Source organism: Larkinella ripae, from assembly GCF_054780775.1.
The window spans coordinates 209,243-233,395 of sequence record NZ_BAAGVR010000001.1 but is presented as its reverse complement, the minus strand read 5'-3'; the positions used below and the strand labels follow the sequence as shown (position 1 = coordinate 233,395).

Sequence of the window (24,153 nt, the reverse complement as noted above, 5' to 3'; positions counted from 1 at the left end):
AGTTTCCTGGACCAGGGCGGTTTTGATAAAGCACTGATCAATCGGTTGCCCAACGCGGGAATAGAAGACGTTTTTTAAACAATTTCGATGATTGAATTGTAGAATTGATGGGGTAATGCGACAGCAGAAAACCGACGACAGTTTTATGATTCAATCATTGAAATTATGAACACCAATCACGAGAAAGTTGCTTTAGTAACCGGGGCCAACCGTGGACTTGGGAAAGAAATTTCGCAACAATTGTGTAAGCAGGGCTATGCGGTTTTCATGGCCTCCCGCGATATAGAAAAAGGCCGGGACGCCGTTCAGGAATTATGTGGACAAGGCTACGAGGCTGTTTTCCTTCATATGGATGTTACCGATCCGGTCAGCATCAAAAACGCTTTCGGAGCCTTCTCCCAAAAAGCGGATCATTTAGACGTACTCATCAACAATGCCGCAATTCTGGAAGAATCCGACCGGCACGTTAGTATCTGCAAACTGCACATTGAATCACTGGAGCGCACGCTCAAAACGAATCTCTTGGGACCCATCATGGTGATTCAGGACTTTCTGCCGTTTCTGGAAAAAAGCAAAATTGGCGGTCGCATCATCAACATGACCAGTGATCTGGGTGCGCTCTCGAACATGCGCGATGGGTATCCGGCTTACAGTCTCTCCAAAACCGCTTTACACGCAATGACCAGACAATTTTCGGCTGCGCTGGTGGGGAAAAATATAGCCGTGAGCTGCGTCAATCCCGGCTGGGTGAAAACCGCTATGGGCGGCACCGGTGCCAACCGATCGCTGGAAAAAGGCGCCGAAACCGCCGTTTGGCTGGCGACGGAAGCTCCGTTGAGCGAGACCGGGAAGTTCTGGAAAGACAAACGGGAGGTGCCGTGGTAAACGGAATCTGCTATCTTTGCGTATTCCTGAACCTTAATCCCATTTCCATGAATCTGAGTCGAAAAACCGGTTTTCTTCTGGCCGCGTTGATGCTGGGTGCGTTCCAAAGTTTCAGCAGCGGGCTGGTTGCGGGTGGAGCCGATTCCGTCAAAGTAACCGCGCCGGGAGCAACACCGAAGCAGATTTCCAGTCAGTTTAAATTTACGGAAGGACCGGCCGTCAACAAAAAAGGCGACATCTATTTCACCGACCAGCCCAACGATAAAATCTGGAAATACGATACCGACGGCCAACTATCCTTATACATGGACAAAACCGGTCGGTCGAACGGCCTGTATTTTGACAAAAAAGGCAATCTGATTGCCTGCGCCGACGAGAAAGACGAACTCTGGTCGATTAGTCCGAAAGGGAAAGTGACGGTTTTACTGACCGGTTTTGAAGGCAAGCGACTCAACGGCCCCAACGATTTGTGGATTGACCCGAAAGGCGGTATTTATTTCACCGATCCGTATTACCAACGCGATTACTGGGAGCGCAAAAAACCGGATATCGAAGGCCAGAAGGTTTATTATCTGCCCAAAGGGAAAAAAGAACCGGTGGTGGTCGATGGCGATCTGATGCAGCCCAACGGGATTGTGGGAACGGCCGATGGTAAATTTTTGTACGTGGCCGACATTCGGGCCAGCAAAACGTACAAGTACCAGATCAACGATGATGGTTCTCTAACCAATCGCCAGTTGTACGTGGAGCAGGGGTCGGACGGAATGACAATCGATCAGCAGGGAAATATCTATCTGAGTGGCAAGGGCGTGACGGTTTACAGTCCGGCGGGCGAAAAACTTCAGAACATTCCGGTGCCGTCGCGCTGGGTTGGGAACATTTGCTTCGGCGGTAAAGACCGAAAGACCCTGTTCATCACCGCCACGGAGTCGGTTTATACCCTTGACATGCAGGTGAAAGGGGTGGAATAGAACGGAAGCAAGCGGGATGTATCCATCCGATTTAAAGAATCGAGATCCGATAGCAATAAAAGCATAAAAAAACCGCCCCGATCAAGGGCGGTTTTTTTATGACAGGCAGAATGGTTTATGCCAGAATCCGGATGCGAACCGGCTGGGCAACAATCTGGGAGCCATCGTCCAGTGTGACCAGGAACATAAACGCAATTTCCCGAACCGGGGTTGCTGGCGTAATGGGCACGGCGGGCCGTTTTGCCGCAAAATCTTTGATCGTGGTGGTGAAGTCTACTGTCGTACCGCTTCCGGCAATCGGAGCCGCGATGTAGTTGGTAGCAACCGCGTTCAAGGTAGCTACGTTGATGCTGGTGGCGCCAGCCGCTACCCGGGTGATTTCCTTGATGGTCCGCCCGCTGGAAGCCGGAATCGACAGCGTGACTTTGATGTTACCACCGGCTGCCGTCGAAACTTCGTAATACGGATCAAAACCGTAGGTAGTGGCCCCCGTGTAGGTCACGGGTACGTCCGGCCGGTTGTCCTGCACCAGATCGCTGTAAACGTAATCGTCTTTACAGGAAACGCCGGCCAGCACGATCACGGAAAGCAAAAGAAATTGAAACGCTATTTTTTTCATGATAATAGTCAGTTAACGAATGAGCGATTAATCAACATCCCACCACAGTTTTACGTTGGATTGCGGACCCGGATTGGGGAAATTAGGGTTCCGCTCGATTTCCTGCGTGATATAAGCCGCGCGCACCGGACGGGTTCCATCAACCCCTACGGCGTTTTGCGAAGCGGTCAGACGCGGATAACCGGTCCGGCGCAGGTCGTTCCACGACTCCAGGCCGTTGCCCGTCCAGGCAATCCATTTCTGCGTGATAATCTGCTCAAGTTTCTGTTCGTTTGTTCCCGTGAGGGTCGCCACGTTCGGGTTGGCGGTCAGGTAAGCCGCAATGGCGGCATCCGTGATACCGGCCAGCTTCATCGAGGCCGTGATGCCTTCGGTATATAGCGTCTGCGGATCACCCGGCGTGCCGAGGATCAGCGCCGATTCGGCCAGAATGAACGCCCGCTGGAAGTTGGTTACCAACCGGACCGGCCCTTCGCCCTGCGTACCCGTTATGTACGGCGCATACCGTGACCAGGTGGTCGTTGGCGTGGGTAGAACCCCGTTGTAGCCGTTGTCGATGGTTACGTAATCGGTTGACGGTTTGGTGAAGAAAACCGGCAGACGCGGGTCGGTTTTAGACGCATCCGTCGCACTCGGACGAAGCACGTTCAGGAAACGCGTGCTGAGAATCAGTTCATTGCTGAAGGAGCCAAAAACCGCCAGGTTCCAGATGGCGCTCGTACTGCCGACGCTGCTACCAAATTTGACGTTCAGATCCTGCGCGTTGGTGGTGATATATAGGTTGGTGGTCAGGACCTCCGTGATGATCTGCTTCGCCAGCGCCGGTTCTTTGTCGCTAATCGTGTTGGCCATTTTCAGCATCAGCGTATAACCGGCGCGTTTCCAGTTTTCGACGTTCCCGGCGTAAACGATATCTTCAGCACCCGGTTTTGGGGTGGTAGTCGCATCCAGGTCTTTAATGCCTTCGCGGACCAGATCAAACAGACTCTGAATGCCCAGCGACTGATTGCCTTTGTAGATATCTTCCTGCTTGTCGAGCCGGGGCTGGATAAACGCTTCGCCCTGCAACGCCTGCGAATACGGAATGTCGCCCCAAATATCGGTTGCCATGCTGAAGGTATACGCCTTCATGATTTTCGCGATACCGGTGTAGATTTTCGCATTCCGCTGGTCGGCAGATTCAATGAGTTTCTGATAACCCACCAGCGCACCGCCGTAGATATCGAAACGCCACTGGTTGCCAAAATCGGCACCGTTGGTATTGAACCGATCCCAGGTAGCCGGGCTTCCACCCGCACCCGACAGGTAGTTTACCACCACCGACGCAAACCGGTTGAGTTCGCCATTGTTGGCAAAAGCCGAGCCCGCCAGGGCCGACGGCAGCAGAACGGCGGGGGTCACCTCCGTCGGGTTGTTCGGCGTCACGTTGACGTCGAGGTAGTTGCTACAGGCACCCATGGAAAGCAGTAGGGGCACCAACAGAAATTTTTTATAATGGATGAGCTTCATTGTCAGAATAATGATGAAGGTGATTAAAACGTAAACCGCAGGTTGACCCCGTAATTCCGCGTGTTGGGAATACCGTTCAAATCAAGTCCCTGAATGTTACCGGCACCTTGCGTGTTGGTTTCGGGATCACCGAAATAATTGGGTGAATAGAACCACAGGTTACGGCCACTGACCCCTACCGAAATAGCCCCGAATGGCGTTTTACCAATCAGGTTGGCCGGAATGCTGTAGTTCAGTGCGATTTCGCGCAGGCGGTAAACGGTCGCGTCGAAAACGGCTGCTTCCGAAGCCAGACCACCGAGGTTGGCCCAGTAGTTCTGCGAGCTAACCTGAATGTTGTTCGGCGTATACGATTTCGAACCGTCGGCATTGGTTACTTCAATAACACCCGGTAAGATGCGGGGCTGTTCCCGGTCAACTCCGGTGACGGCCAAATGGCCCTGACCCCGTAAGTCAACCGCACCGAACGAGTACAACTGACCACCCTGGCGCGTGTCAAACAGAACCGACAGCGACAAGCCTTTGTAGCTGAAGGTGTTGTTCAAACCGGCGGTCCAGTTCGGGTTCGGGTTGGAGATAACCTGTCCGGCAATTCCCGGTACGAACAAACCCGTGTTGGGGTTGATCAGGTAGTCACCCTGTGGGCTGCGGGCGTTGGCCGTTCCGACAATGACGCCATACGGGTGTCCGACCACAATGGATGGGTTGATCCCGGTGAAGGCACCGCCCGTGATCGGCGACTGCGTAACACCCGGCGCAATTTCTTCCACTTTGTTGCGGATGCGGGTAAAGTTCAGCAGCAGATCCCACTTGAAACCGTTCTGCAAACGAACCGGCGTGGTGTTCAGAATCAATTCGATCCCCTTGTTACTGAGCGCACCAACGTTGGTCGTGCGGGTGTCATAACCGGTTGAATTGGAAACCGAAACGTTGAAAATCTGGTTCGTACTGCGCGTGTCGAAGTAGGCCAGATCGATGCTGGCCCGGTTCCGGAACAGACCGACGTTCAGACCAAATTCATACGAACGGACAAACTCGGGCGTCAGGTTGTTGTTACCAATGCGGGTGCTGGGGCCAAAACCGGGTAAGCTGGCACCACCCACCGAAATCGGGAAGGTAATGCTGGCGGCATTGTTCCCGTAGCTGGAACCCACAAAAACCGAGTTCAGCAAATAAGGATCGGCATCCCGCCCCACCCGGGCAATGCTGGCACGGACTTTGGCGTACGACAACACATCCGAGTTGATTTTGAAGGCGTCGGTCGGCACGAAGCTAACCGAGGCTGCCGGATAGAAGTAGGTGTTGCTCGATTTGGGCAGCGTCGACGACTGGTCAACCCGGCCGGAGAGTTCCAGAAACAGGTAGTTCTGGTACGACAAAGCCAGCTGACCGTAATAACCGACCAACCGGCGCAGGGTGTTGTTTTCCTGGCTGGCGGTAAAAACCGACCCGTTGCTAACGTTGTAGAAGCCCGGAATGGTTAATTGCTGAGCCGACAGCGTGGTGTTCTGATCTCTCCGCTGGTTGATGTTATTGCCCAGTAACAGCGTAGCATTCAGGCCTTCCAGAAAGATATTATCCTGGTGGGCGTTGATCAGCAGGTCACCATTCAATTCCGAACGGAAGAACATATCTTCGACAATCTGACCGGCCGGTCCCCGGGCTGATCCGATGGCAAAGCTCATTTTGCGACGATCCGTGTACGTATCGGCCGTGACGCGGTACGACACATTCAACCACTTGGTGATGTCATACCCAGCCTGGAAGTTACCGAAAACCCGGTCTACCCGGCTTTGCATCGTTTCGTTGTAGGTACTCCAGAGCGGGTGGTTTTGCGTGGTCGAGTAGTAAATACTCTTTCCCTGCGCATCCTGGTATGGTGAACCGATCAGGTCAAAGCTCCGCGGAATCCGGGTAAGCTGACCAAAGGCGCTACCGCCGTTTCCGACCGGAGTTCCGTTCTGGGCGGTTTTGACGTACGTGACCGTGCTGCTCAGTTTCAGACCATTCTGCAGTCGTGACTCACCACCGACCTGGATGTTGGTCCGGTCGAATTTGGTGTTGGGTACAATCCCTTTTTGCAGGGTGTTTCCAACGGTCAGGATGTAATTCCGCCGTTCGTCACCCGAAGCAATGTTGATGGAGTTTTGCCAGACATTGCCTTGTTTGTAGAAATCGGTCACGTTATCCGGATACGCCTGATACGGAACTGTAGCGCCTTGAAGCGTGGTAACCTGAGTTAAGTTACCGCCGAATTTAGGGCCCCAGGAGTTCCCGGACGTGTTGACAAAGTTGTTCTGCGTACCCTGTCCGTAATCGTTCTGCAGGGCCGGTAAACCGTATACATTCTGAATGTTGAAGGAAGAATTAACCGTTACTTCCGTTTTGCCTTTCAGGTTGCGACCGGTTTTGGTCGTGATGACAATGGCGCCGGCCGACGCCCGCGAACCGTACAAAACCGAGGCTGCGGGGCCTTTCAGCACGTTGATAGACTCGATGCTTTCCGGGTTGATATCGGCCAGACGGTTGGATGCCGGGGCGCTGAAAAGCGAGTTGTCCGTGTTCGGGTTGCGGTTGACGTCGTTGTTGAAAATAACGCCATCGACCACGATCAGCGGCTGGTTGCTTCCGTTAAACGACGTAATTCCGCGAATGTTGATGTTGGTTGACGCGCCGGGTGCACCGCTGGAAGGCGTGATGTTGACCCCGGCCAGCTTCCCTTGCAGGGCGTTCAGGACGTTAGGCTCCGAGCGCTGGGCCAGTTGCTCACCGCGAACATCCTGGGTGGAATAACCAAGTGAACGGCGGTCGCGTTCGATACCCTGGGCCGTTACGACGACTTCGGACAACTGACTGGCATCGGATTTGAGCTGGACATTGATCGTGGTCTGACTGCCGACTTCGATCTCCTGCGTTGCGGTTCCAATGAAGCTAAACACCAGACGGGCGTTGTTGGGAACATTGGGCAGACTGTAGTTTCCGTCTGAATCGGTCGTAGTACCGCGGCTGGTACCTTTCAATTGAATGCTCACACCGGGGAGGGAGGAGCCGTCGTCGGATGAGGTGACTTTACCAGTCACCGTCCGGTCCTGAGCTAATGCGGGCAGGGCAAAAAGCACGCACAATAGCCAGAATCCAGCTAAACGTTTTCTCATAGATAGGTTATTGTTTGGATGAACTATTAAAATGGTTGCAAAAATACTTTTATATCCGCAATAAATAAACCAAATAAGTAGTTCTCCATTATTTTTTTTAGACATACTTAAGATAGCCTTCAAATAGATATTTGATTACAAGGGAGTTATCGATTTGTTGATTAGAATCTTTTCTATTCGCAAAAAACAAACCTTCCGGCGGCAATTCTGATCCGAAACCATCGAATCGTCTTTGCTACCGGAAGGCTTTTAAAAATGAGCTGGCCCAATAATCAGACCATTTTATCCAAAATTAAGGATTCGGCTCGGCCAGTTTATTGACGTTTAGTTCACCCTGCGGAATGGGCCAGATGTACACCGACGCATCAACGGTTACGGCCTGAATGTTGGCTTTCGCCGGTAACGGTAGGTTCAGGCGGAGCAAATCATTCGAGCGGAAACCTTCGCCGAGCAATTCAATCCGGCGTTCGAGCAAAATGGCATCAACCAGGGCGGTTTTATCGGCCAGGGTCGTATAAACCGCCGTCGGGGCCGACCGACCCCGGACGGCGTTGAGCAACGCCAGCGCGTCGGCATCGACGCCAGCCGCCAGCCGGGCTTTGGCTTCGGCCAGGTTGAGCAGCACCTCGGCGTACCGGATAACGGGGGCATAATCGCTGTGCTGCGGCCCGGTCGGGAACTTGGTGAGCCGGATGCGGCCCGCATCGCCCGTAAAATCATTCTTCACAAAACTGGTTCGCCGGGCATCGGTCGCCGTGAAAGCCGGGCTCGCCAGGATGGCGTTGGGATTCAGGCTGTAGTCACCAATGCCGACAATGGGCATGTAATAACTGGCCAAACCGTTCTGCGTGCCGGGCAAATCATTGCTGCTCATCGGCATCGACAGAATGGATTCGGTGGTGGTGTAGTTCGAAAAAACCGTCGCGACCGATGCCTGCAACTGGTGAGCAACCCCGGTTGCGGCCCGGTACGGCGCCGTGGCCGAAACAATTTTGGCGGCTTCCGTCACCACGTCGGCATAACGGCCCATCGCCAGATACGCCCGGGTTTTCAGCGCAATCGCCGTGTTTTTGTGGGCGCGCGTGGTGTTGAGCGCGGCACTGGCGTAGGTAGCGGGCAGGTTTTGCTCGGCAAACGTCAGATCCTCCAGAATCTGCTTATACACATCCGCCACCGAACTGCGAACCAGATCATTGTTTCCGGTTCCCACTTCGCCTTTTAAGCGCAGCGGCAAACCGGGGCTGCTGCCGTTGTTCTTGGTATAGGGCTGGGCGTACAACTGAATCATCGAGAGGTAAGTCAGCCCCCGCAAAAACCGGGTTTCGCCCTTGTACTGGCTGGCCAAAGCCGCATCGACCACGTTGGGATTGGCGTCGATGCCTTCCAGAAACAGGTTCATCCGGTTGATGGCCAGATAGGCCTGATTCCAGAGGTTGGTGGGTTCGTTCGAGCCGGAGTTGTTGGTGTGGTTCCAGGTCTGAAGCGCCGTCACCCCGTTGTTGCTCACGTTCAGAAATTCTTCCCCCCGAACGTCAACGTAAACAAAATACCGCCCGCCGAGAAACTGACCGTTCTTGACGCTGGCATACAAGCCATTCACCTGCGCCAATACCCGGTCAGGGTTGGAAAAAGCTTCCACGTCGGCCAGACTGGTCAGTGGGGTGGGATTCAGGATGTCTTCCTCGCTGCACGAGGTCACAACAGGCATCAGAAGCACCGAAAACAAAGCGGTTTTCAGCAGGGTCCGCCGGTTTATGGAAGGAAACGATGTATGTTTTTTCATGGAAAATCGTGTTAACCGTTTAAAAGTGATCCGTAGTCCGTTAAACGGTCGGTTAGAAATTGAGGCTCAGACCAGCGGTGAACGTCCGCGCCTGCGGTACCGAGTTCCGGTCGACACCCGGTGCCGTGTTGGAGTTCCGGTTGGTCGAAATTTCGGGGTCAGCGCCCGTGTAGCCCGTGATAATGAAAGCGTTCTGAACTTGACCGTACACCCGAATCGACGACAGATTGGCTTTCCGCAGCAGGTCGTTCCGGAAGGTATACGCCAGCAGGATGTTGCGGCCCCGGACAAAATCACCTTTTTCAACATTTTCGGAAATCGGGTTGGCCGAACCGTTGGAGATGTTATCGTTCAAAACCGGGCGCGGCACATCGGTTACATCACCCGCCTGTTTCCAGTGGTTCAGCACCCCCACGTCGTTGTTCCACGGACGCTGATCGCGCAAACCGGCTTTTGTACCGTTGTAAATCACGTTGCCGCCCGAGAATTGCAGAAAAACACCCAGTTCCAGGTTGCCGTATCTGAAGGTATTGTCCAGACCGCCGTACCATTTCGGCAGGGCGGCTCCCACCACCACCCGGTCCGTGCCGGAAATAGCGGGCGCGTTGCCGTCCTTATCAACATACGTCCAGCGGCTGGCCGCCGGAGCCGAGTGGTCATACTGCACACGCTCGCCTTTGGCGTTGATAAAAATCCGGCGACCGTTGGCGGGATTGACGCCGTCCGTCCGGATCACGTAGATGCTGCCGATCGACTCGTTGACCCGCACAATGTTGGAGCTTTCCAGACCGCCGGTATTGGCCAGAATGTCGGCGTTGTTATTGGCCAGCGAGGTCACTTCATTTTTCAGCGTCGACAGGTTGAAGCTGGTCGTCCAGTTGAATTTTCCTTTCGTCAGGTTGTTCGACGTCAGCGCCAGTTCAATACCGGAATTGACCATCGAGCCAATGTTCGTCAGGATAAAATTGTTCGGAATCCCGCGCGAGGGCGCCTGCGGCTCGGGCAAGACGAGGTCGGTGACGTTTTTGTTGTAATAGGTCAGCTCGCCCGTAATCCGGTCGCTGAACAAGCCGAAGGCAATACCGACGTCGGTGCTGGTGCTGCTTTCCCACCGCAAAGCCGCGTTTCCGGCCTGGGCGAAGAAGAACGTCGGCACGGTGCTGTACAAACCGGAGTTAAACAGGCTTAACGAGCCGAAATCACTGATGCTGGCGTTGCCGACGCGGCCCAGGCTGGCCCGGATTTTGAATTCATTGACTACTTTGCCCAGGGAATTTTTCCAGAAATCCTCTTCCGAGACCCGCCACCCGATTGATCCACCGGGAAAGTTGCCGTATTTCTGCCCGGGCGCGTAGGCCGAATACCCGTCCCGGCGGAAATTGAAGGTCAGCAGGTATTTCTGGTCGTAATTGTAATCAAGACGGGCAAAATAGGAAACCAGGCCGTTCTGACTCTGGAAATTGCCCGACGGCGGCTGGTTGCTCGTGAAGTTGCCCTGATACGACGTAAAGAACGGATCGGACAGGCCCTGCCGCGCCCCGCCCCAGCGGTTGATGGTGTACTGCTGTACTTCGTTACCAACCACAACGGCGGCATTGTTTTTACCCAGTTGCAGATCGTACGTAAAGTAATTCTGCCAGTTCCACTGCTTGATGTTGGTGAAAATGTTAAACGCCTGACCACCCGCCGTGCCGCCTTCGCCGTGGATGCTGTTGCGGAAGTCGATGTCTTCAACGGTCGTGTTATCAATTCCGTAGGAAGTCCGGAACGACAGCCCTTTGAACAGGTTAACATCCGCGAAGATGTTCCCGATCAGGTGGTTGTTTTCCGATGTAAACCGGCTCAGTTCGAGGTCCGGCAGCGGGTTGTAATAGCCACCGGCGCCCACCAGGTTTTTGCCCAGGCCCATGTTGTTACCGGCGCGGTTGATGTTGTACGAACCATCGGGGTTGCGGGGAGCCAGGTTCGGGGCCAGCACCAGCGGCAGACGGCCCAAACCGCCCGTGCTGAAGGCCCCCGTTGTGCCGGTATTGGGCGCCTGGTTGTTGCTGTTGGCCAGCGTGATGTTAGCACCCAGTTTAATGGCTTTGTTCAACTGGTGCGAGATGTTCATCCGGCCCGTCATCCGGTTAAAGGAATTCTGTTTCAGCATCCCTTCCTGGTTCGTGTAGCCCACCGAGAAGGCGTATTTGGTGTCTTTGGTCCCGCCGTTGACGCTCAGGTTGTGGTTGTGAGCCGTTCCGGTGCGGTAAATAACGTCGTACCAATCGGTGTCGGCTACGCTGCCATCCGCATTGATGGTGGGGAAGAACTGGTCCGGCAAACCGGCGTTGCGGGCGGCCAGATTCTTGTAATCCATGTACTGCTGGGCATTCAGGATGTTGAACAGGCGGAACGGTTTGGTGACGCCGACCCAGCCGTCGTAAGCTACCTGAACCCGGCCTTCCTTGCCTTTTTTGGTGGTGATCAGAATGACCCCGGCGGCTGCGCGCGAACCGTAGATGGCCGTGGCCGAGGCATCTTTCAGGATTTCCAGGGATTCAATATCCGACGGATTGATGTCGCCCAGCGGGTTGTTCACCGTAAAACCGCCTGCCGACACGTTGTCATTGGAGTTAATCGGTAACCCGTCGATGACGATCAGCGGAGAGGAACTGCCGTTGATGGACGAAACCCCGCGTACCCGGATCACCGGCGCGTTATTGAGGACCCCGTTGGGCGTGATGATGTTCACCCCGGCCGCGCGCCCCTGCAACGCCTGATCAAAACTCTGAACCGGTTTGTTGGCGATGCTTTCCCCGCCTACTGATGACACGGCACCGGTTATTGTCTTTTTACTCTGGGTCCCGTAGCCCACAACCACCACCTCGCTGAGGCTGGTGGCATCGATCTGGAGGGTGACATTTACATTGGAACGGTTTCCGACTTCGACTTCTTGCGAAGAAAAACCGATGAAGCTGAAGACCAGTCGTGCATTGGACGGTACGTTGGTCAGGCGGTAAGTGCCGTCGCCGTCGCTGTTGGTGCCCCGGCTGGTACCTTTGAGTTGAACGCTAACGCCGGGGAGCGGAGAGCCGTCGTCGGATGAAGTGATTTTGCCGGTGATGGTGCGGTCCTGAGCCAAGCCAGGTAGCGACAAGAGGACAGACCACACCCATAGAAATGGTAAGAATTTCTTCATAAATCTGTATATTTGTTTAGGTTATTTGCAAAAATGCTTCAAAAATTGATTCTACAATACGGTTGTATTAAAATTTCATTAAAAAAGTTTTACCATTGCTTATAAACCTAAAATTCTGACAATCACTGGAAATCTGTTTGAATTGGTCTTATGAAAATAACTACGGGAATAGTTTGCTTACTTTTTGGTGTTTTTTGCCTTTTGTCGTATGCTACCTACGCGCAAGGACCCCTGAAAACCCAGATGAATAAACTGGCCGATGGTGTCGAGAAAAAGGTGGTGACCTGGCGCCGGGAGATTCACCAGAATCCGGAATTGGGTAATCGTGAATTTCAGACCTCGGCCAAAATTGCCGCCCACCTGCATTCGCTCGGAATCGACGTAAAAACCAATGTTGCCAAAACTGGGGTCGTCGGTATTTTGAAGGGCGGAAAACCGGGTCCGGTCGTGGCGCTGCGGGCCGATATGGATGGCTTGCCCGTGACCGAGCGGGGTGATTTGGCCTTTAAATCGACGGTTACGACCGAATACAACGGCCAGAAAACCGGCGTCATGCACGCGTGCGGACACGATTCGCACGTTGCCATCATGATGGGCGTTGCCGAGGTCCTGGCAGGTGTGAAGGGCGATCTCAAAGGAACCGTCAAGTTTATTTTCCAACCGGCGGAAGAGGGCGCTCCGGCGGGGGAAGAGGGCGGTGCCCAGTTGATGGTGAAAGAAGGCGTGCTCGAAAATCCGAAAGTCGATGCCATTTTTGGGCTGCACATCAATTCCCAAACCGAAGTCGGAACGATTAAATACCGCCCGGGCGCCACGATGGCCGCCGTTGATTTTTACAGCATCAAAGTGAAAGGCAAACAAACGCACGGGGCGGCTCCGTGGTCGGGGGTCGATCCGATCGTGACGTCTTCCCAGATCGTGATGGGGCTACAAACCATCGTCAGCCGGAACCTGCCAATTACGGAATACCCGGCGGTGGTGACGGTTGGCGCGGTGCACGGCGGGATTCGGCAAAACATCATTCCGGAAGAAGTAAACATGATCGGGACCATCCGTTCGTTCACGCCGGAAATGCAGCAAACGATCCACCGCCGGATCAACGAAATTGCGACGCATGTGTCGGAAAGTGCCGGGGCCAAAGCCGATGTTAAAATTGACGTGATGTATCCGGTAACCTACAACGACCCCGCCCTGACCGACCAGATGGTGCCAACGCTCGAAGCCGTGGCCGGAAAAGACAAGGTAATTATCCGCCCGCTCGATACCGGAGCCGAAGACTTTTCCTTTTTCCAGCAGAAGGTGCCCGGTTTTTTCTTTTTCCTGGGTGGGATGCCCAAAGGACAGAAACTGGAGAATGCCGCTCCGCACCACACCCCGGATTTTCACATCGACGAAAGCGGTTTTGGCCTGGGCGTCAAATCACTTTGTCACCTGACGGTGGATTATATGGAACAGTGGAAAGGAGCCGGCGCTACGGCGAGTGGGAAGAAAAAATGAATAATGAATAATGAATAATGAATAATGAATAATGAATAATGAATAATGAATAATGAATAATGAATAATGAATAATGAATAATGAATCTTTCTAGAAGAACAGCCTATTTTTGCAGGCTGCGTTCTGCGGTGTCGATGCTTTTCTTAAAAATCCGTATCAGTTCGTTACACTCTGTCAACGTGGGAAAACCGGACGGGCCTAATAAATTTACTTTTTCGAGGATTCGTAGATTGATGCGGGATTCGCGGAGTTCCTTGAGCGCTCCTTTCATCTTGTGAACGAAATCTTTTTGCGATTCAGCGCTCTGGGCTTCGCCGTAATGAAGGGCTGGAGCAGTACCTGATCGCAGAAGCTGCCCGCCAAGATGACTCGAAGCTTTTGTCAACGGTAGTTCTTCCACAGCGGTTATTATCGCTGCCGAAAAATTGATAAGTCGATCCTCCAGGTCAAATTTCCGCTCGGTCATTCTTTCAGTATTCGCTATTCAACATTCATTATTCGATATTGATAACTTCTACTGCGTTAGACGTTTGCCAAGCAGAACGGTCACTTCTACATTGATCATTTCGGCTAAAACCGCAAAACCCCACCCGCGTCTGTCACCTCCAGCACCGCTTCCTGCCCGATTGGCAGGGCGAGGTTCCGGGCAACGTGGCCGATCGGGAAGTCGAAGCAAACCGGGAAGCCGAAACCAGCCACCTGCTCGGCAATGATTTCATACACGGTTTTACCAAAAGGCGCCGACTCGTTGATGCGCATTTCCGTAAACTGCCCCACGATCAAACCGGCCAAACCGCGGAGACGGCCGGAACGCCGGAGTTGAATCATCATGCGATCGGTGGAGTAATACGTTTCGTCAATGTCTTCGATGAACAGCAGTTTGCCGGTCAGGTCGATGTCGGAGGGCGTCGCCAGGGTGTGCGTGAGCAGTGTGAGGTTGCCGCCAACCAAGGGCCCCGTGGCGGTTCCGGGCCGGTTGAGCGCGTTGGCCGGACTCGTATACGGCGCAACGGTTTCGCCAAACAGGCATTGACGCAGCGTTTGGAGTGACTCTTTTATTCCCTCGTTGCCAAAAAGTTTGGGCATAATGGCGTGCAGACTCTGAACGCCCAGGCGGTGCAAATGGCAGTGCAAAACCGTAATGTCGCTGAAGCCGACAATCCATTTCGGGTGGTCGAGGAATTGCGTGAAGTCGAGCTGGTCGAGAATCCGGTAACTGCCGTAGCCTCCGCGGGCCGAAAAAACCGCCCGGATGCTCGGGTCGTTGAGCATCTGCTGCAAATCGCGCCCGCGCACAAAATCATCCCCCGCAAATTGGTAATAACTGCTTTGGAGCGATTCGCCTTCAACCACTTCGAGCTGCCAGTCGTCGCGCAGAATGCGGAAAGCCGGTTCCAGCGTTTCGTAATCCAGGCGACTGGCCATGGCCATGAGTCCGACGCGCTGGCCGGCTTGTAAAAAAGGAGGACGTATCAAGGTAAATCAGATGAAAATGACATCTTCCAGCACGTCGGCCCCCATTTCGCGGTTGATGAGCTGAATCATTTTTTGCTTGGCAATGACCAATTCGCTGCGGAGCGGAGCGGAATTAATTTCGATGTGCAGTTTGCGGTCTTTGACGTAGAGCCGATTGGTGCGGGAGGCAATGGCTTTGCCCATCATTTTTTCCCAAAAGGCTTCCAGATACGTTTCGTTGAAGCGGGTTTGGAGTTGGTACGACTTCAACATTTGCCCGATGGCATCTTTCAGGGCAACCGCCCCCGCGCGCCGGGACGCGTTATCTTTGTCAAAGCGATAGGATTGGGCCATACGGAACGGTGTCTTATTACAAAGGTAACGAACGACCCGAAGGAATGGCAAGCGGGACTCAGAAAAATTTTAGCGCCCGGAACGGGTGTTGCAGGGCGGGAGGATTGAAAAGAATGGGAGAACGACGGGTCGGTTTTAGCCAGCCAGTCCTTTTTTCAGCTCCTCTACTTTAACCATTTTTTCGCCTTGATTGATAAATTTTCCCGATTTTGGACTTAATTTGTATTGATTTACCTATAGTCCTTATCTGATTTATGCAATCTTCCGAAAAACCGTCGCAAACATCGCGTCGCAAATTTATTCAGGCCGGGGCATTAGCCGCTGGTAGCTTCTTTATCGTACCCCGCCATGTGCTGGGTCGGGGATTTATTGCTCCGAGTGATAAACTGAACATCGCCGGTGTTGGTATTGGCGGAAAAGGGTTTGGCGATACCAACAATGCGTTTAACAACGGTGCGAATAACATCGTCGCGCTGTGTGACGTCGACTGGGGCCTTCCCCGCGTCAAAGAAAATTTCACGAAGCACCCGAACGCCAAACGGTATAAGGATTTCCGTGAAATGCTCGAAAAAGAAGGCAAATCCATCGACGCCGTGACGGTTTCGACCGCCGATCACACCCACGCAGTGGTGGCCATGGCGGCCATGCAGCGCGGAAAACACGTATACGTTCAGAAACCGCTGACGCACAATATTTACGAAGCCCGGATGCTGACCGAAGCCGCTCGTAAGTACAAAGTGGTGACGCAGATGGGAAACCAGGGTTCGTCGAATCCGCAGCAAAGAACGATGGTCGAATGGTTCGACAAAGGACTGATCGGCAAAGTAAACGAAATTCAGATCTGGACCGACCGACCGGTTTGGCCGCAGGGAATACCCGTTCCGCAACCGGCTGGCGAACCATCAGCCGATTTGGACTGGGATTTGTGGCTCGGACCTGCCCAAAAGGTCGGTTACACCCCGGCGTATCACCCGTTCAAATGGCGCGGCTGGTGGAACTTCGGCGCGGGTGCGCTCGGCGACATCGGCTGCCACATCATGGACATTCCGTTCCGGGTGCTGGGACTGGGCTACCCCACGGAAGTGGAAGCCAGTATCAGCTCGGTATTCCTGAAAGACTGGACGGCGGAATACAATCCGGAAGGCTGCCCGCCCGCATCACACGTTGAACTGAAATTCCCGGCTTCGGCTAAAAATAAGTCCGACGTAAAACTGGTATGGTCCGATGGCGGTCTTCGCCCGTTCCGGCCGAATTTCATGCCCGCTGGCGAAGCCTATCCCGAAGGGGGCCAGAACGGAATGTTCATGATCGGTGATAAAGGCCTGATTGCCTGCGGTATGTACGGTGACGATCCGAAGCTGTACACCAAAGACGGACAGAAAATGGAGGCACCGGCGAAACCGAAACCCGCCGATGGCAAACCCTGGCCGGAAAATGGTCACCAGATCCTGTGGACCGAAGCCTGCAAAGCCGGTTTTAACAGCAAAGAACACAAAGGCCTCACGTCGTCGTTTGACTTTGCCGGTCCGCTGACCGAGTCGGTTTTGATGGGTAACCTGGCAATTCGCAGCTACATGCTCCGGACTCCCAAGGCCGACGGCAAAGGGTTCAACTACCCCGGTCGCCAACGCCTGACCTGGGATGGCAAAAACATGAAAATTACCAATTTCGACGAAGCCAATCAGTTTGTTTCGCGGCAATACCGCGACGGCTGGAAGCTTCCCGTATAATTGAATTTACCCGGCCAGTCTTCCAGAGCGGCCGGTTGGTGAAGCCTCCTGTTTTACGGTTAAAAAGCTGTAAGACGGGAGGCTTTTTGTTGGCGGACCGGACAACCGTTTAAGAAAACGATGCGCACCATTTCGGCGCGTCGGGGCGGTTTCCTGCCAAAAAATTTGCAGCAACGGACTCCGTTCGCTATACTTGCGGCTCAAATCAAGTTTCCGGCCCCATTCAGCTACGCCGGATCGTTGCAGCAGACCATCCTGTTGCGCTTGGTTTATAAAGAAGAGGCAAGAGACCGGGCTCGGTGAACCTCTGGCAACCTGCCGCGTGGCAAGGTGCTACATCCCGCCTACGGTTTGTGAACGCAAGCCGATAGGAGATATAAATCGAATCGACTCATGATTAACATCCGATGCTGTATGCCCGTCGGCGGGCTACTATTCTCACACACTCCAAGTACACCGACAACCGGGAGAGGCTTTCGGCGAACGATTGAACGACAGCGTCGTTGAGGCTGGCTGTTGCCTTTTCAATCCGTTACAATCCCTGGCTTCGGTGGTCCGGCAAAACCGGGTTCCACCCGAAGCAACTCGAATCCCTATTCGTTATCGTACCTAATTCACAGCAATATGGCAACTCCATTGCACTTTGAAACCCTGCAATTGCACGCAGGGCAGGAGCCCGACCCCACCACCAAATCGCGGGCCGTACCCATTTATCAAACCTCGTCCTACGTTTTTGATAACGCCGAACACGGCGCCCAACTCTTTGCTTTACAGCAATTTGGGAATATTTACACCCGGATCATGAACCCAACCACCGACGTTTTCGAGAAGCGCATTGCGGCTCTGGAAGGCGGGGTGGCGGCTCTGGCGGTGGCCTCCGGCCAGGCGGCTCAGTTCGTGGCGCTCAACAACATTCTGAGCGTGGGTGAAAATTTTGTTACCACATCCTACCTCTACGGCGGAACCTACAACCAGTTTAAGGTTTCGTTCAAACGGCTGGGAATCGACGCGCGTTTTGCCGGGGGAAATGATGTTGACAGTTTTGAAAAGCTGATCGACGATAAAACCAAGGCGATTTACCTCGAAACGATTGGCAATCCCGAATTCAATATTCCGGATTTTGAAGCGTTTGCGGCTTTGGCCCAGAAACACGATCTGCCGCTGATCGTCGATAATACATTTGGCGCCGGAGGCTACCTGTTCCGCCCCATCGAACACGGCGCGGCTGTGGTGGTGGAGTCGGCTACGAAGTGGATCGGCGGCCACGGAACCAGCATTGGGGGCGTAATTGTCGACAGCGGAAATTACAACTGGGGGAACGGGAAATTCCTGCAATTTAGCGAACCTTCCGAAGGCTATCATGGCCTGGTTTTTAACAACGTATTCGGCATTGGCGGGCCTTTTGGCAACATCCAGTTTATCATTCGCGCCCGGGTCGAAGGGCTCCGCGACTGGGGGCCGGCGCTGAGCCCGTTCAACTCCTTTTTGTTTCTTCAGGGGCTTGAAACCCTGTCGCTCCGCGTCGATCGCACGGTTCAGAACGCCCTCGCGGTTGCCCAGTGGCTGGAACAGCACGAGCAGGTCGAGAAGGTTTTGTATCCGGGGCTGGAAAGCAGTCCGTACCACGATCTGGCGAAGAAGTACCTCAAGCGCGGTTTTGGCGGGGTGTTATCGTTCAAGCTGAAAGCCGGTCGGGAAGCTGCCGATAAGTTTATTGACAACCTGCAGATGATCAGTCACTTAGCTAATCTCGGCGACGTGAAAACGCTGATCATTCACCCGGCCACGACCACGCACCAGCAGTTGAGCGACGAAGAACAACTGAGCGCCGGGGTGCAACCGGGTCAGCTTCGGTTGTCGGTGGGTACCGAACACATTGACGACATCAAAGCCGACCTTGAACGGGCTTTTGCCGCAATCAGTACATAGTTTTTCCTTTACGGTTTTTGGAATACGGTTTTTGGATTGCCCGGTCAGAAGGAGGAGAAACCGCTTCGGGCTGAATAATCGAAAACCGTATCCCAAAACCGACAATTCTTTTCTCGATTGGAAACCCGGTTTTTCGACTACAAATACACTTTCGCCGTAGAAGCGGGCGTAACCCTGGCGGGTTTTCGTCTGGCGTATACGACCCGTGGAACCCTGAACAACGATCGTTCCAACGTCGTCTGGATTTGTCATGCCCTGACGGGAAGTGCCGATCCGGGCGATTGGTGGGCTGGCATGGTGGGGCCGGGAAAATACTACGACCCCGCTCATCACTTTATCATCTGTGCCAACGTCTTAGGCTCCTGTTACGGATCAACCGGCCCCTTGTCGGTTAATCCGTTAACCCGGCAGCCTTATTACCACGATTTCCCGCTGATCACGATTCACGATGTGGTGAAAGCCCTGGACCTGCTGCGGCAGGAGTTGGGCATCGAAAAAATTCAAACCTGCATCGGTGGGTCGCTGGGCGGGCAACAGGCGCTGGAATGGGCGGTTCAGCAGCCGGGCGTGATTCAAAATCTGATTCTGATTGCCGCCAACGCCGTTATGTCTCCCTGGGGAATTGCCTTCAACGAATCCCAGCGCATGGCGATCAGCGCCGATCCCACCTGGAAGGAAAACCGGGATGATGCGGGCAGTGCGGGTCTGAAAGCGGCCCGGTCCATTGCCTTGCTGTCGTACCGAAATTACGATACGTACGGTTTTACCCAGGCGCTGGACAACAACGAACAGCTCGATCAGTACAAAGCGTCCAGCTATCAGCAGTACCAGGGCGAGAAACTGGTGAGCCGCTTTAACGCGTATACGTACTGGGCCTTGTCGAAAATGATGGATTCCCACAACGTTGGGCGAAACCGGGGAAGCATCAGCAAGGCGCTGGAGCAGGTTGCTTCGCCGACCCTGGCCGTCGGCATCAAATCCGATATTCTCTTTCCGCCCGCCGAACAGCGGACATTGACCCGGCACATTCCGGATGCCCGCTACGAAGAAATCGATTCGCTGTATGGACACGACGGGTTTCTGATCGAAACCAAGCCACTCACCCAAATCATCCGTACCTGGATGGAGGAACGGAGCGTACCCGTTGCGGGCCGCGTGATGTGAACCGGCGCTGAAACTGGCTCGCTCTGTTAGCCCGACCGACGGGCTGGCGCCACGGATTTGGGCGAATACCGTGTCGGTGGCAGTGAATTTCCTGCGCTTTGCCATAGCGTTCAGGTTGATTTCCGGGTTTTCCTGCTGCCCTGCCCCAAAGTACCAATTTGTGCACTTATTCGGTCGCCCATAAGTAAATACCGGGTTTTCTGCCGCTTTCTGTACTGACCTAATGCAGGATATATTGATTTTCAAGGATTAGGCGTAACAAAATTTGTTATTTTGTAAATTATTTAATAAAATCGCGCTATTAATAAATTTTTTTAAAAATCTTCTCCCGCTTGCCCCTTTTCCCTTTTTATCTCATAGTTCCCTTACCGGTTATACGTTTTTATGGAGGCAAATGATACCATCTCTATTGTAGACAAGAAAAAGAATCGTTTAAAGCGCGGTATTTTAAAAGAAATGTACCGGCTCGGCGCCCGAACCTTGGCGCAGCTGGCAAAAGCACTGCACGCTAGTGTGCCGTCGGTCACGATGCTCATCGACGAACTGGCGTCCGAAAACTGGGTCCAGGAAATCGGAATTGGTACCGCACAATACGGTCGAAAACCGGCTTTATTTGGTCTGCGATCTGGTAATCAGGCTATTGTCGTCATTGACATCAACGTTCATGATGTCAAGCTCATGGTTTTCGACCTGACCAATCAGGTTCTGGATCGACTGGATGTCAATTTACGTCTGGAAGATTCGGCGGCTTTTCTGGAAGCGTTAAAAGGGCCCATTGAAGAAATTGCCGAACGGATTCAGGAAAAGCAACTGAACGTGATTGGCGTTGGCTGTGCCCTGCCCGGCCTGGTCGATCCCCGCACCGGCACCAACTACACGTACAAAAAATTAAACCGGCCCGAGCAGTCATTGCAGCAACTGCTGGCCTTCAGTTTCGATGCGCCGGTTTACCTCATCAACGACACCAAAGCGACCATTCTGGGCGAACACCGTTTTGGCCTGGCCAAAGGCAAAAACCACGTTTTGTCCATCAACATCGACTGGGGCGTTGGTCTGGGTGTGATCGTTAACGGCGAAATTTTGCAGGGACTGGCCGGTTTTGCGGGCGAGTTAGGCCATATTCAGCTTCAGGCCGACGGCGAGTTGTGCTCGTGCGGAAAAGTGGGCTGTCTGGATACACTCACCTCGGCATCGTCGCTGATTCGCCGGGTAAAAACCGGGTTGCGCGAAGGGCGGGTTTCGAAGCTGGCCGAAGAGAATTTTGAAAATATTGACGTCGAGATGGTCATCGACAAAGCCAAAGCGGGCGACGAACTGGCCATCGACCTGCTCAACGAAGTGGGCAGCGAACTCGGCAAGGGCTTATCCATCGCCGTTCATTTGTTCAATCCCGAACTGATCATTGTCAATGGGGTGGTTGCCAAGGCCGAGCGACTCATTACCCGGCCCATCGAACAGGCCATCGACAAGTATTGCCTGGCGGACTTCCGGAATAAGTTAGTCATTACGGTTTCCCGGCTGGGCGAAATGGCCAAGCTCTGCGGCACGCAGGCGTATGTGGTTCACTGCCTGCTCGATCACGAGGAAATTCCCTAATCAACTCCATTCCTGAATGAAAATTCTGTTTTCCTGTCTAGCGGTTTTTTGTCTGACAATCCGGTTTTCGGGCGCTCAGACAAACCAGTATGCCCTTATTCCCCAACCCGTTCAGGTAACGGAGCAAAATGGCCGTTTTAAACTTCCGGCCAGACTGGTGATTGGCATTGGAGCCGGAAATGCGGACGTGCGCCGGGTGGCCGGAATGCTGGCCGACCAACTGGCGAAATCGACCGGCCGGACCCCGACCCTCAAGGCGGGCAACACCGGAGACATTGTGTTGGTGACCGCTAAAAGCCCCAAACTGGGCAAGGAAGGCTATTTTCTGACCGTAACCCCCAGGCGCATTACGCTGACGGCCCAGGAGCCCAGCGGTTTTTTCTACGCCCTGCAATCGCTGCTGCAACTGCTGCCCGCCGAGGTATACGGCAGTGCGGTTACTCCCAATGTCGATTGGTCGGTGCCCTGCTGTGCAATCGAAGACCAGCCGCGCTACGGGTATCGGGGTACCATGCTGGACGTGAGCCGCCATTTTTACCCCGTTCCGGCCGTCAAAAAATTGCTCGATCAACTGGCGATGCACAAGATCAATACGTTTCACTGGCACCTGACCGACGATCAGGGCTGGCGGATCGAGATCAAAAAGCACCCTAAACTGACCGAAATCGGCTCAAAGCGCAAAGAGACGATGCTGGGCCATTACCGGAATAATAAGTACGACAAGACACCTTACGGCGGTTTTTACACGCAGGATCAAATCCGGGAAGTGATCAAGTACGCCCAGGACCGGTTTATCACGATCGTTCCGGAAATCGAAATGCCCGGCCACGCGATGGCGATCCTGGCGGCTTATCCGCAACTGGGGAGCAGTCCGGACAAGATCGTGCCGGTGACGGGCAAGTGGGGAGTGCACGAGGACGTGTTGTTTCCGCGCGAAGAAACGTTTCAATTTCTGGAAGAGGTGCTGACGGAAGTGATCGGCCTGTTTCCTGGCCAGTATATTCACATTGGGGGGGACGAATGTCCGAAAACGCAGTGGATCCAAAGCCGGTTTTGCCAGGATTTAATTAAAAAGGAAGGGCTGAAAGACGAGCACGAACTGCAAAGCTATTTCATCCGGCGCATCGACAAATTCATTACCTCGAAAGGTCGCAAGATGATCGGTTGGGACGAAATTCTGGAAGGCGGTTTGTCGCCTAACGCCACCGTGATGAGCTGGCGGGGCGTCAACGGCGGAATTGCCGCGGCCCGGCAGAACCACGATGCCATCATGACGCCGACGACGTTCTTTTACCTCGATTATTACCAGGCTGACCCAAAAACCGTTAGCCAGCCGGTTTCCATTGGCGGTTTACTGCCGCTGGAAAAAACGTACGCCTACGAACCCATGCCCGATAGTTTGTCGGCTGAACAGCAGAAGCACATCATTGGCGTTCAGGCCAACCTCTGGACGGAATACATCAAAACGCCGGAACACATGGAATACATGCTGTTTCCCCGGGCCATCGCCATGGCCGAAATTGGCTGGTCACCGAAGGAGCACAAGAATTTTGATGCGTTCAAACGGCGGCTGGACGTGCATAAAAAACGGCTGGATGCGCTGGGAGTCAATTATTTCGGCGCGCCGATCAACAATAACTTCATTTATGTCAAGCCCGACGGTTCGACGGGGAAGTTATAAGAGGCAGGCTCTTCACAGACCCAACAAGGCCCGGAGCGAAGCTCCGGGCCTTGTTACGTATAATGGCCGTGACAGGAAAAAATTGAAATGGAATCAGTTTCCACTTTATAAAGAAGCCGATGTTCATCGGTGATCCGTCGTGACCAGTATCCCTAGAAATTCCCTTTCAAACCTTCCGGTTTTCCTTTGCCTTCAAATGGGGTCCGGGTGCATTCATCGACCAGTTCCCCAATCTTTTTGGCTATTTTCGGATTCGTGACAATCCAGTTTTGAAGCTGATCAAAAGCAAACGGAGAGAAGATAATGTTACGCGGCATTTCCTACCAAAGCCTTTAATTCGTCAGGGGTCAATGTAATGCCCTGACCGGCCTGAATGGCGTCTTCTCCCGCTCCAATGATTTTTTCCAGCGACAGGTTATGGTCAGCGATTTCGGTTGTTATGGTCGCTCCAACAGCCTGCGCGAGTCGTTTGAATGCGGCTAGATGCCGCCCATCGGTTTTAATATGAATGGTAAATGTTTCCACCTCCTATGCGGGTCAGAAATTTTTGATACTAGTTCTTAAACATAAAAAGAAATTGCAAAGGTTGCAATTCTTATAAATAAAGAAAGTTACTATGCCCCAATAGGTAGAGCGCGCCGGTT

The 24,153-nt window shown here is 53.5% G+C and carries 17 protein-coding genes, 1 pseudogene and 1 riboswitch; of the genes and pseudogenes, 8 read left to right on the top strand and 10 right to left on the bottom strand.

What is annotated here, in order from left to right:
- The first annotated feature begins 165 nt into the window (after positions 1-165).
- Complete coding sequence (locus tag ACYVHX_RS01055; RefSeq protein WP_460669739.1) at positions 166-885, top strand: SDR family NAD(P)-dependent oxidoreductase; 720 nt, start codon at positions 166-168, stop codon at positions 883-885.
- Between the two features lie 47 nt (positions 886-932).
- A complete protein-coding gene (locus ACYVHX_RS01050) occupies positions 933-1,856 on the top strand; it encodes an SMP-30/gluconolactonase/LRE family protein (protein ID WP_460669738.1) in 924 nt (307 codons plus the stop codon).
- Between the two features lie 115 nt (positions 1,857-1,971).
- Here ACYVHX_RS01050 and ACYVHX_RS01045 read toward each other — a convergent pair whose 3' ends face one another.
- The 5 genes from ACYVHX_RS01045 to ACYVHX_RS01025 form a co-directional block, all read right to left on the bottom strand.
- Positions 1,972-2,475: a hypothetical protein gene (locus ACYVHX_RS01045; protein ID WP_460669737.1), complete on the bottom strand. Its 504-nt coding sequence runs from the start codon at positions 2,473-2,475 to the stop codon at positions 1,972-1,974.
- A 27-nt stretch (positions 2,476-2,502) separates the two neighbouring features.
- Positions 2,503-3,984, bottom strand: a complete 1,482-nt coding sequence (locus ACYVHX_RS01040; protein WP_460669736.1) for a SusD/RagB family nutrient-binding outer membrane lipoprotein — start codon at positions 3,982-3,984, stop codon at positions 2,503-2,505.
- Positions 3,985-4,007: 23 nt separating this feature from the next.
- Positions 4,008-7,139 carry a SusC/RagA family TonB-linked outer membrane protein gene (locus ACYVHX_RS01035; protein WP_460669735.1) on the bottom strand — a complete coding sequence of 1,044 codons (3,132 nt, stop codon included), beginning with the start codon at positions 7,137-7,139 and terminating at the stop codon, positions 4,008-4,010.
- 292 nt (positions 7,140-7,431) lie between these two features.
- A complete protein-coding gene (locus ACYVHX_RS01030; RefSeq protein WP_460669734.1) occupies positions 7,432-8,922 on the bottom strand; it encodes a RagB/SusD family nutrient uptake outer membrane protein in 1,491 nt (496 codons plus the stop codon).
- Between the two features lie 52 nt (positions 8,923-8,974).
- Complete coding sequence (locus ACYVHX_RS01025; protein WP_460669733.1) at positions 8,975-12,046, bottom strand: SusC/RagA family TonB-linked outer membrane protein; 3,072 nt, start codon at positions 12,044-12,046, stop codon at positions 8,975-8,977.
- A 207-nt stretch (positions 12,047-12,253) separates the two neighbouring features.
- Here ACYVHX_RS01025 and ACYVHX_RS01020 point away from each other — a divergent pair, with 207 nt between their 5' ends.
- The gene (locus ACYVHX_RS01020; protein ID WP_460669732.1) at positions 12,254-13,600 is read left to right on the top strand and encodes an amidohydrolase; all 1,347 of its coding nucleotides are present in this window, start codon (positions 12,254-12,256) and stop codon (positions 13,598-13,600) included.
- 103 nt (positions 13,601-13,703) lie between these two features.
- Here ACYVHX_RS01020 and ACYVHX_RS01015 read toward each other — a convergent pair whose 3' ends face one another.
- From ACYVHX_RS01015 to ACYVHX_RS01005, 3 genes are all read right to left on the bottom strand, one after another.
- Positions 13,704-14,066, bottom strand: a complete 363-nt coding sequence (locus tag ACYVHX_RS01015) for a four helix bundle protein (RefSeq protein ID WP_460669731.1) — start codon at positions 14,064-14,066, stop codon at positions 13,704-13,706.
- A gap of 104 nt (positions 14,067-14,170) precedes the next feature.
- Positions 14,171-15,076 carry a S66 peptidase family protein gene (locus tag ACYVHX_RS01010; RefSeq protein WP_460669730.1) on the bottom strand — a complete coding sequence of 302 codons (906 nt, stop codon included), beginning with the start codon at positions 15,074-15,076 and terminating at the stop codon, positions 14,171-14,173.
- Between the two features lie 6 nt (positions 15,077-15,082).
- A complete protein-coding gene (locus ACYVHX_RS01005) occupies positions 15,083-15,409 on the bottom strand; it encodes a DciA family protein (RefSeq protein ID WP_460669729.1) in 327 nt (108 codons plus the stop codon).
- Between the two features lie 254 nt (positions 15,410-15,663).
- On the opposite strand from ACYVHX_RS01005, the gene ACYVHX_RS01000 reads away from it, so the two are divergent.
- From ACYVHX_RS01000 to ACYVHX_RS00980, 5 genes are all read left to right on the top strand, one after another.
- Entirely contained in the window at positions 15,664-17,139 is a 1,476-nt protein-coding gene (locus ACYVHX_RS01000; protein WP_460669728.1) for a Gfo/Idh/MocA family protein, read from the top strand.
- Positions 17,140-17,405: 266 nt separating this feature from the next.
- Positions 17,406-17,522: riboswitch (SAM riboswitch) on the top strand.
- A 241-nt stretch (positions 17,523-17,763) separates the two neighbouring features.
- On the top strand, positions 17,764-19,068 hold the full coding sequence (locus ACYVHX_RS00995) for an O-acetylhomoserine aminocarboxypropyltransferase/cysteine synthase family protein (RefSeq protein WP_460669727.1): 1,305 nt from the start codon (positions 17,764-17,766) through the stop codon (positions 19,066-19,068).
- Between the two features lie 117 nt (positions 19,069-19,185).
- Positions 19,186-20,232, top strand: coding sequence for a homoserine O-acetyltransferase family protein (locus ACYVHX_RS00990; protein WP_460669726.1), 1,047 nt, complete (start codon positions 19,186-19,188; stop codon positions 20,230-20,232).
- Between the two features lie 384 nt (positions 20,233-20,616).
- Complete coding sequence (locus tag ACYVHX_RS00985; RefSeq protein ID WP_460669725.1) at positions 20,617-21,828, top strand: ROK family transcriptional regulator; 1,212 nt, start codon at positions 20,617-20,619, stop codon at positions 21,826-21,828.
- A 16-nt stretch (positions 21,829-21,844) separates the two neighbouring features.
- Positions 21,845-23,509 (top strand): beta-N-acetylhexosaminidase, encoded by a 1,665-nt coding sequence (locus ACYVHX_RS00980; protein ID WP_460669724.1) that lies wholly within the window; start codon positions 21,845-21,847, stop codon positions 23,507-23,509.
- 53 nt (positions 23,510-23,562) lie between these two features.
- Here the strand turns inward: ACYVHX_RS00980 and ACYVHX_RS00975 are convergent.
- Together ACYVHX_RS00975 and ACYVHX_RS00970 are read right to left on the bottom strand one after the other, a co-directional pair.
- Positions 23,563-23,826: pseudogene (locus tag ACYVHX_RS00975) on the bottom strand (Txe/YoeB family addiction module toxin).
- The gene (locus ACYVHX_RS00970; protein WP_460669723.1) at positions 23,816-24,034 is read right to left on the bottom strand and encodes a hypothetical protein; all 219 of its coding nucleotides are present in this window, start codon (positions 24,032-24,034) and stop codon (positions 23,816-23,818) included. Before ACYVHX_RS00970 ends, ACYVHX_RS00975 begins: the two are co-directional and overlap by 11 nt.
- Between the last annotated feature and the right edge of the window lie 119 nt (positions 24,035-24,153).

What these genes read in the sequence shown, in the direction of transcription:
- ACYVHX_RS01055 (WP_460669739.1), top strand. Translation starts at nt 166, where the DNA reads ATGAACACCAATCACGAGAAAGTTGCTTTAGTAACCGGGGCCAACCGT.
- ACYVHX_RS01050 (WP_460669738.1), top strand. Translation starts at nt 933, where the DNA reads ATGAATCTGAGTCGAAAAACCGGTTTTCTTCTGGCCGCGTTGATGCTG.
- ACYVHX_RS01045 (WP_460669737.1), bottom strand. Translation starts at nt 2,475, where the DNA reads ATGAAAAAAATAGCGTTTCAATTTCTTTTGCTTTCCGTGATCGTGCTG.
- ACYVHX_RS01040 (WP_460669736.1), bottom strand. Translation starts at nt 3,984, where the DNA reads ATGAAGCTCATCCATTATAAAAAATTTCTGTTGGTGCCCCTACTGCTT.
- ACYVHX_RS01035 (WP_460669735.1), bottom strand. Translation starts at nt 7,139, where the DNA reads ATGAGAAAACGTTTAGCTGGATTCTGGCTATTGTGCGTGCTTTTTGCC.
- ACYVHX_RS01030 (WP_460669734.1), bottom strand. Translation starts at nt 8,922, where the DNA reads ATGAAAAAACATACATCGTTTCCTTCCATAAACCGGCGGACCCTGCTG.
- ACYVHX_RS01020 (WP_460669732.1), top strand. Translation starts at nt 12,254, where the DNA reads ATGAAAATAACTACGGGAATAGTTTGCTTACTTTTTGGTGTTTTTTGC.
- ACYVHX_RS01015 (WP_460669731.1), bottom strand. Translation starts at nt 14,066, where the DNA reads ATGACCGAGCGGAAATTTGACCTGGAGGATCGACTTATCAATTTTTCG.
- ACYVHX_RS01005 (WP_460669729.1), bottom strand. Translation starts at nt 15,409, where the DNA reads ATGGCCCAATCCTATCGCTTTGACAAAGATAACGCGTCCCGGCGCGCG.
- ACYVHX_RS01000 (WP_460669728.1), top strand. Translation starts at nt 15,664, where the DNA reads ATGCAATCTTCCGAAAAACCGTCGCAAACATCGCGTCGCAAATTTATT.
- ACYVHX_RS00995 (WP_460669727.1), top strand. Translation starts at nt 17,764, where the DNA reads ATGGCAACTCCATTGCACTTTGAAACCCTGCAATTGCACGCAGGGCAG.
- ACYVHX_RS00985 (WP_460669725.1), top strand. Translation starts at nt 20,617, where the DNA reads ATGGAGGCAAATGATACCATCTCTATTGTAGACAAGAAAAAGAATCGT.
- ACYVHX_RS00980 (WP_460669724.1), top strand. Translation starts at nt 21,845, where the DNA reads ATGAAAATTCTGTTTTCCTGTCTAGCGGTTTTTTGTCTGACAATCCGG.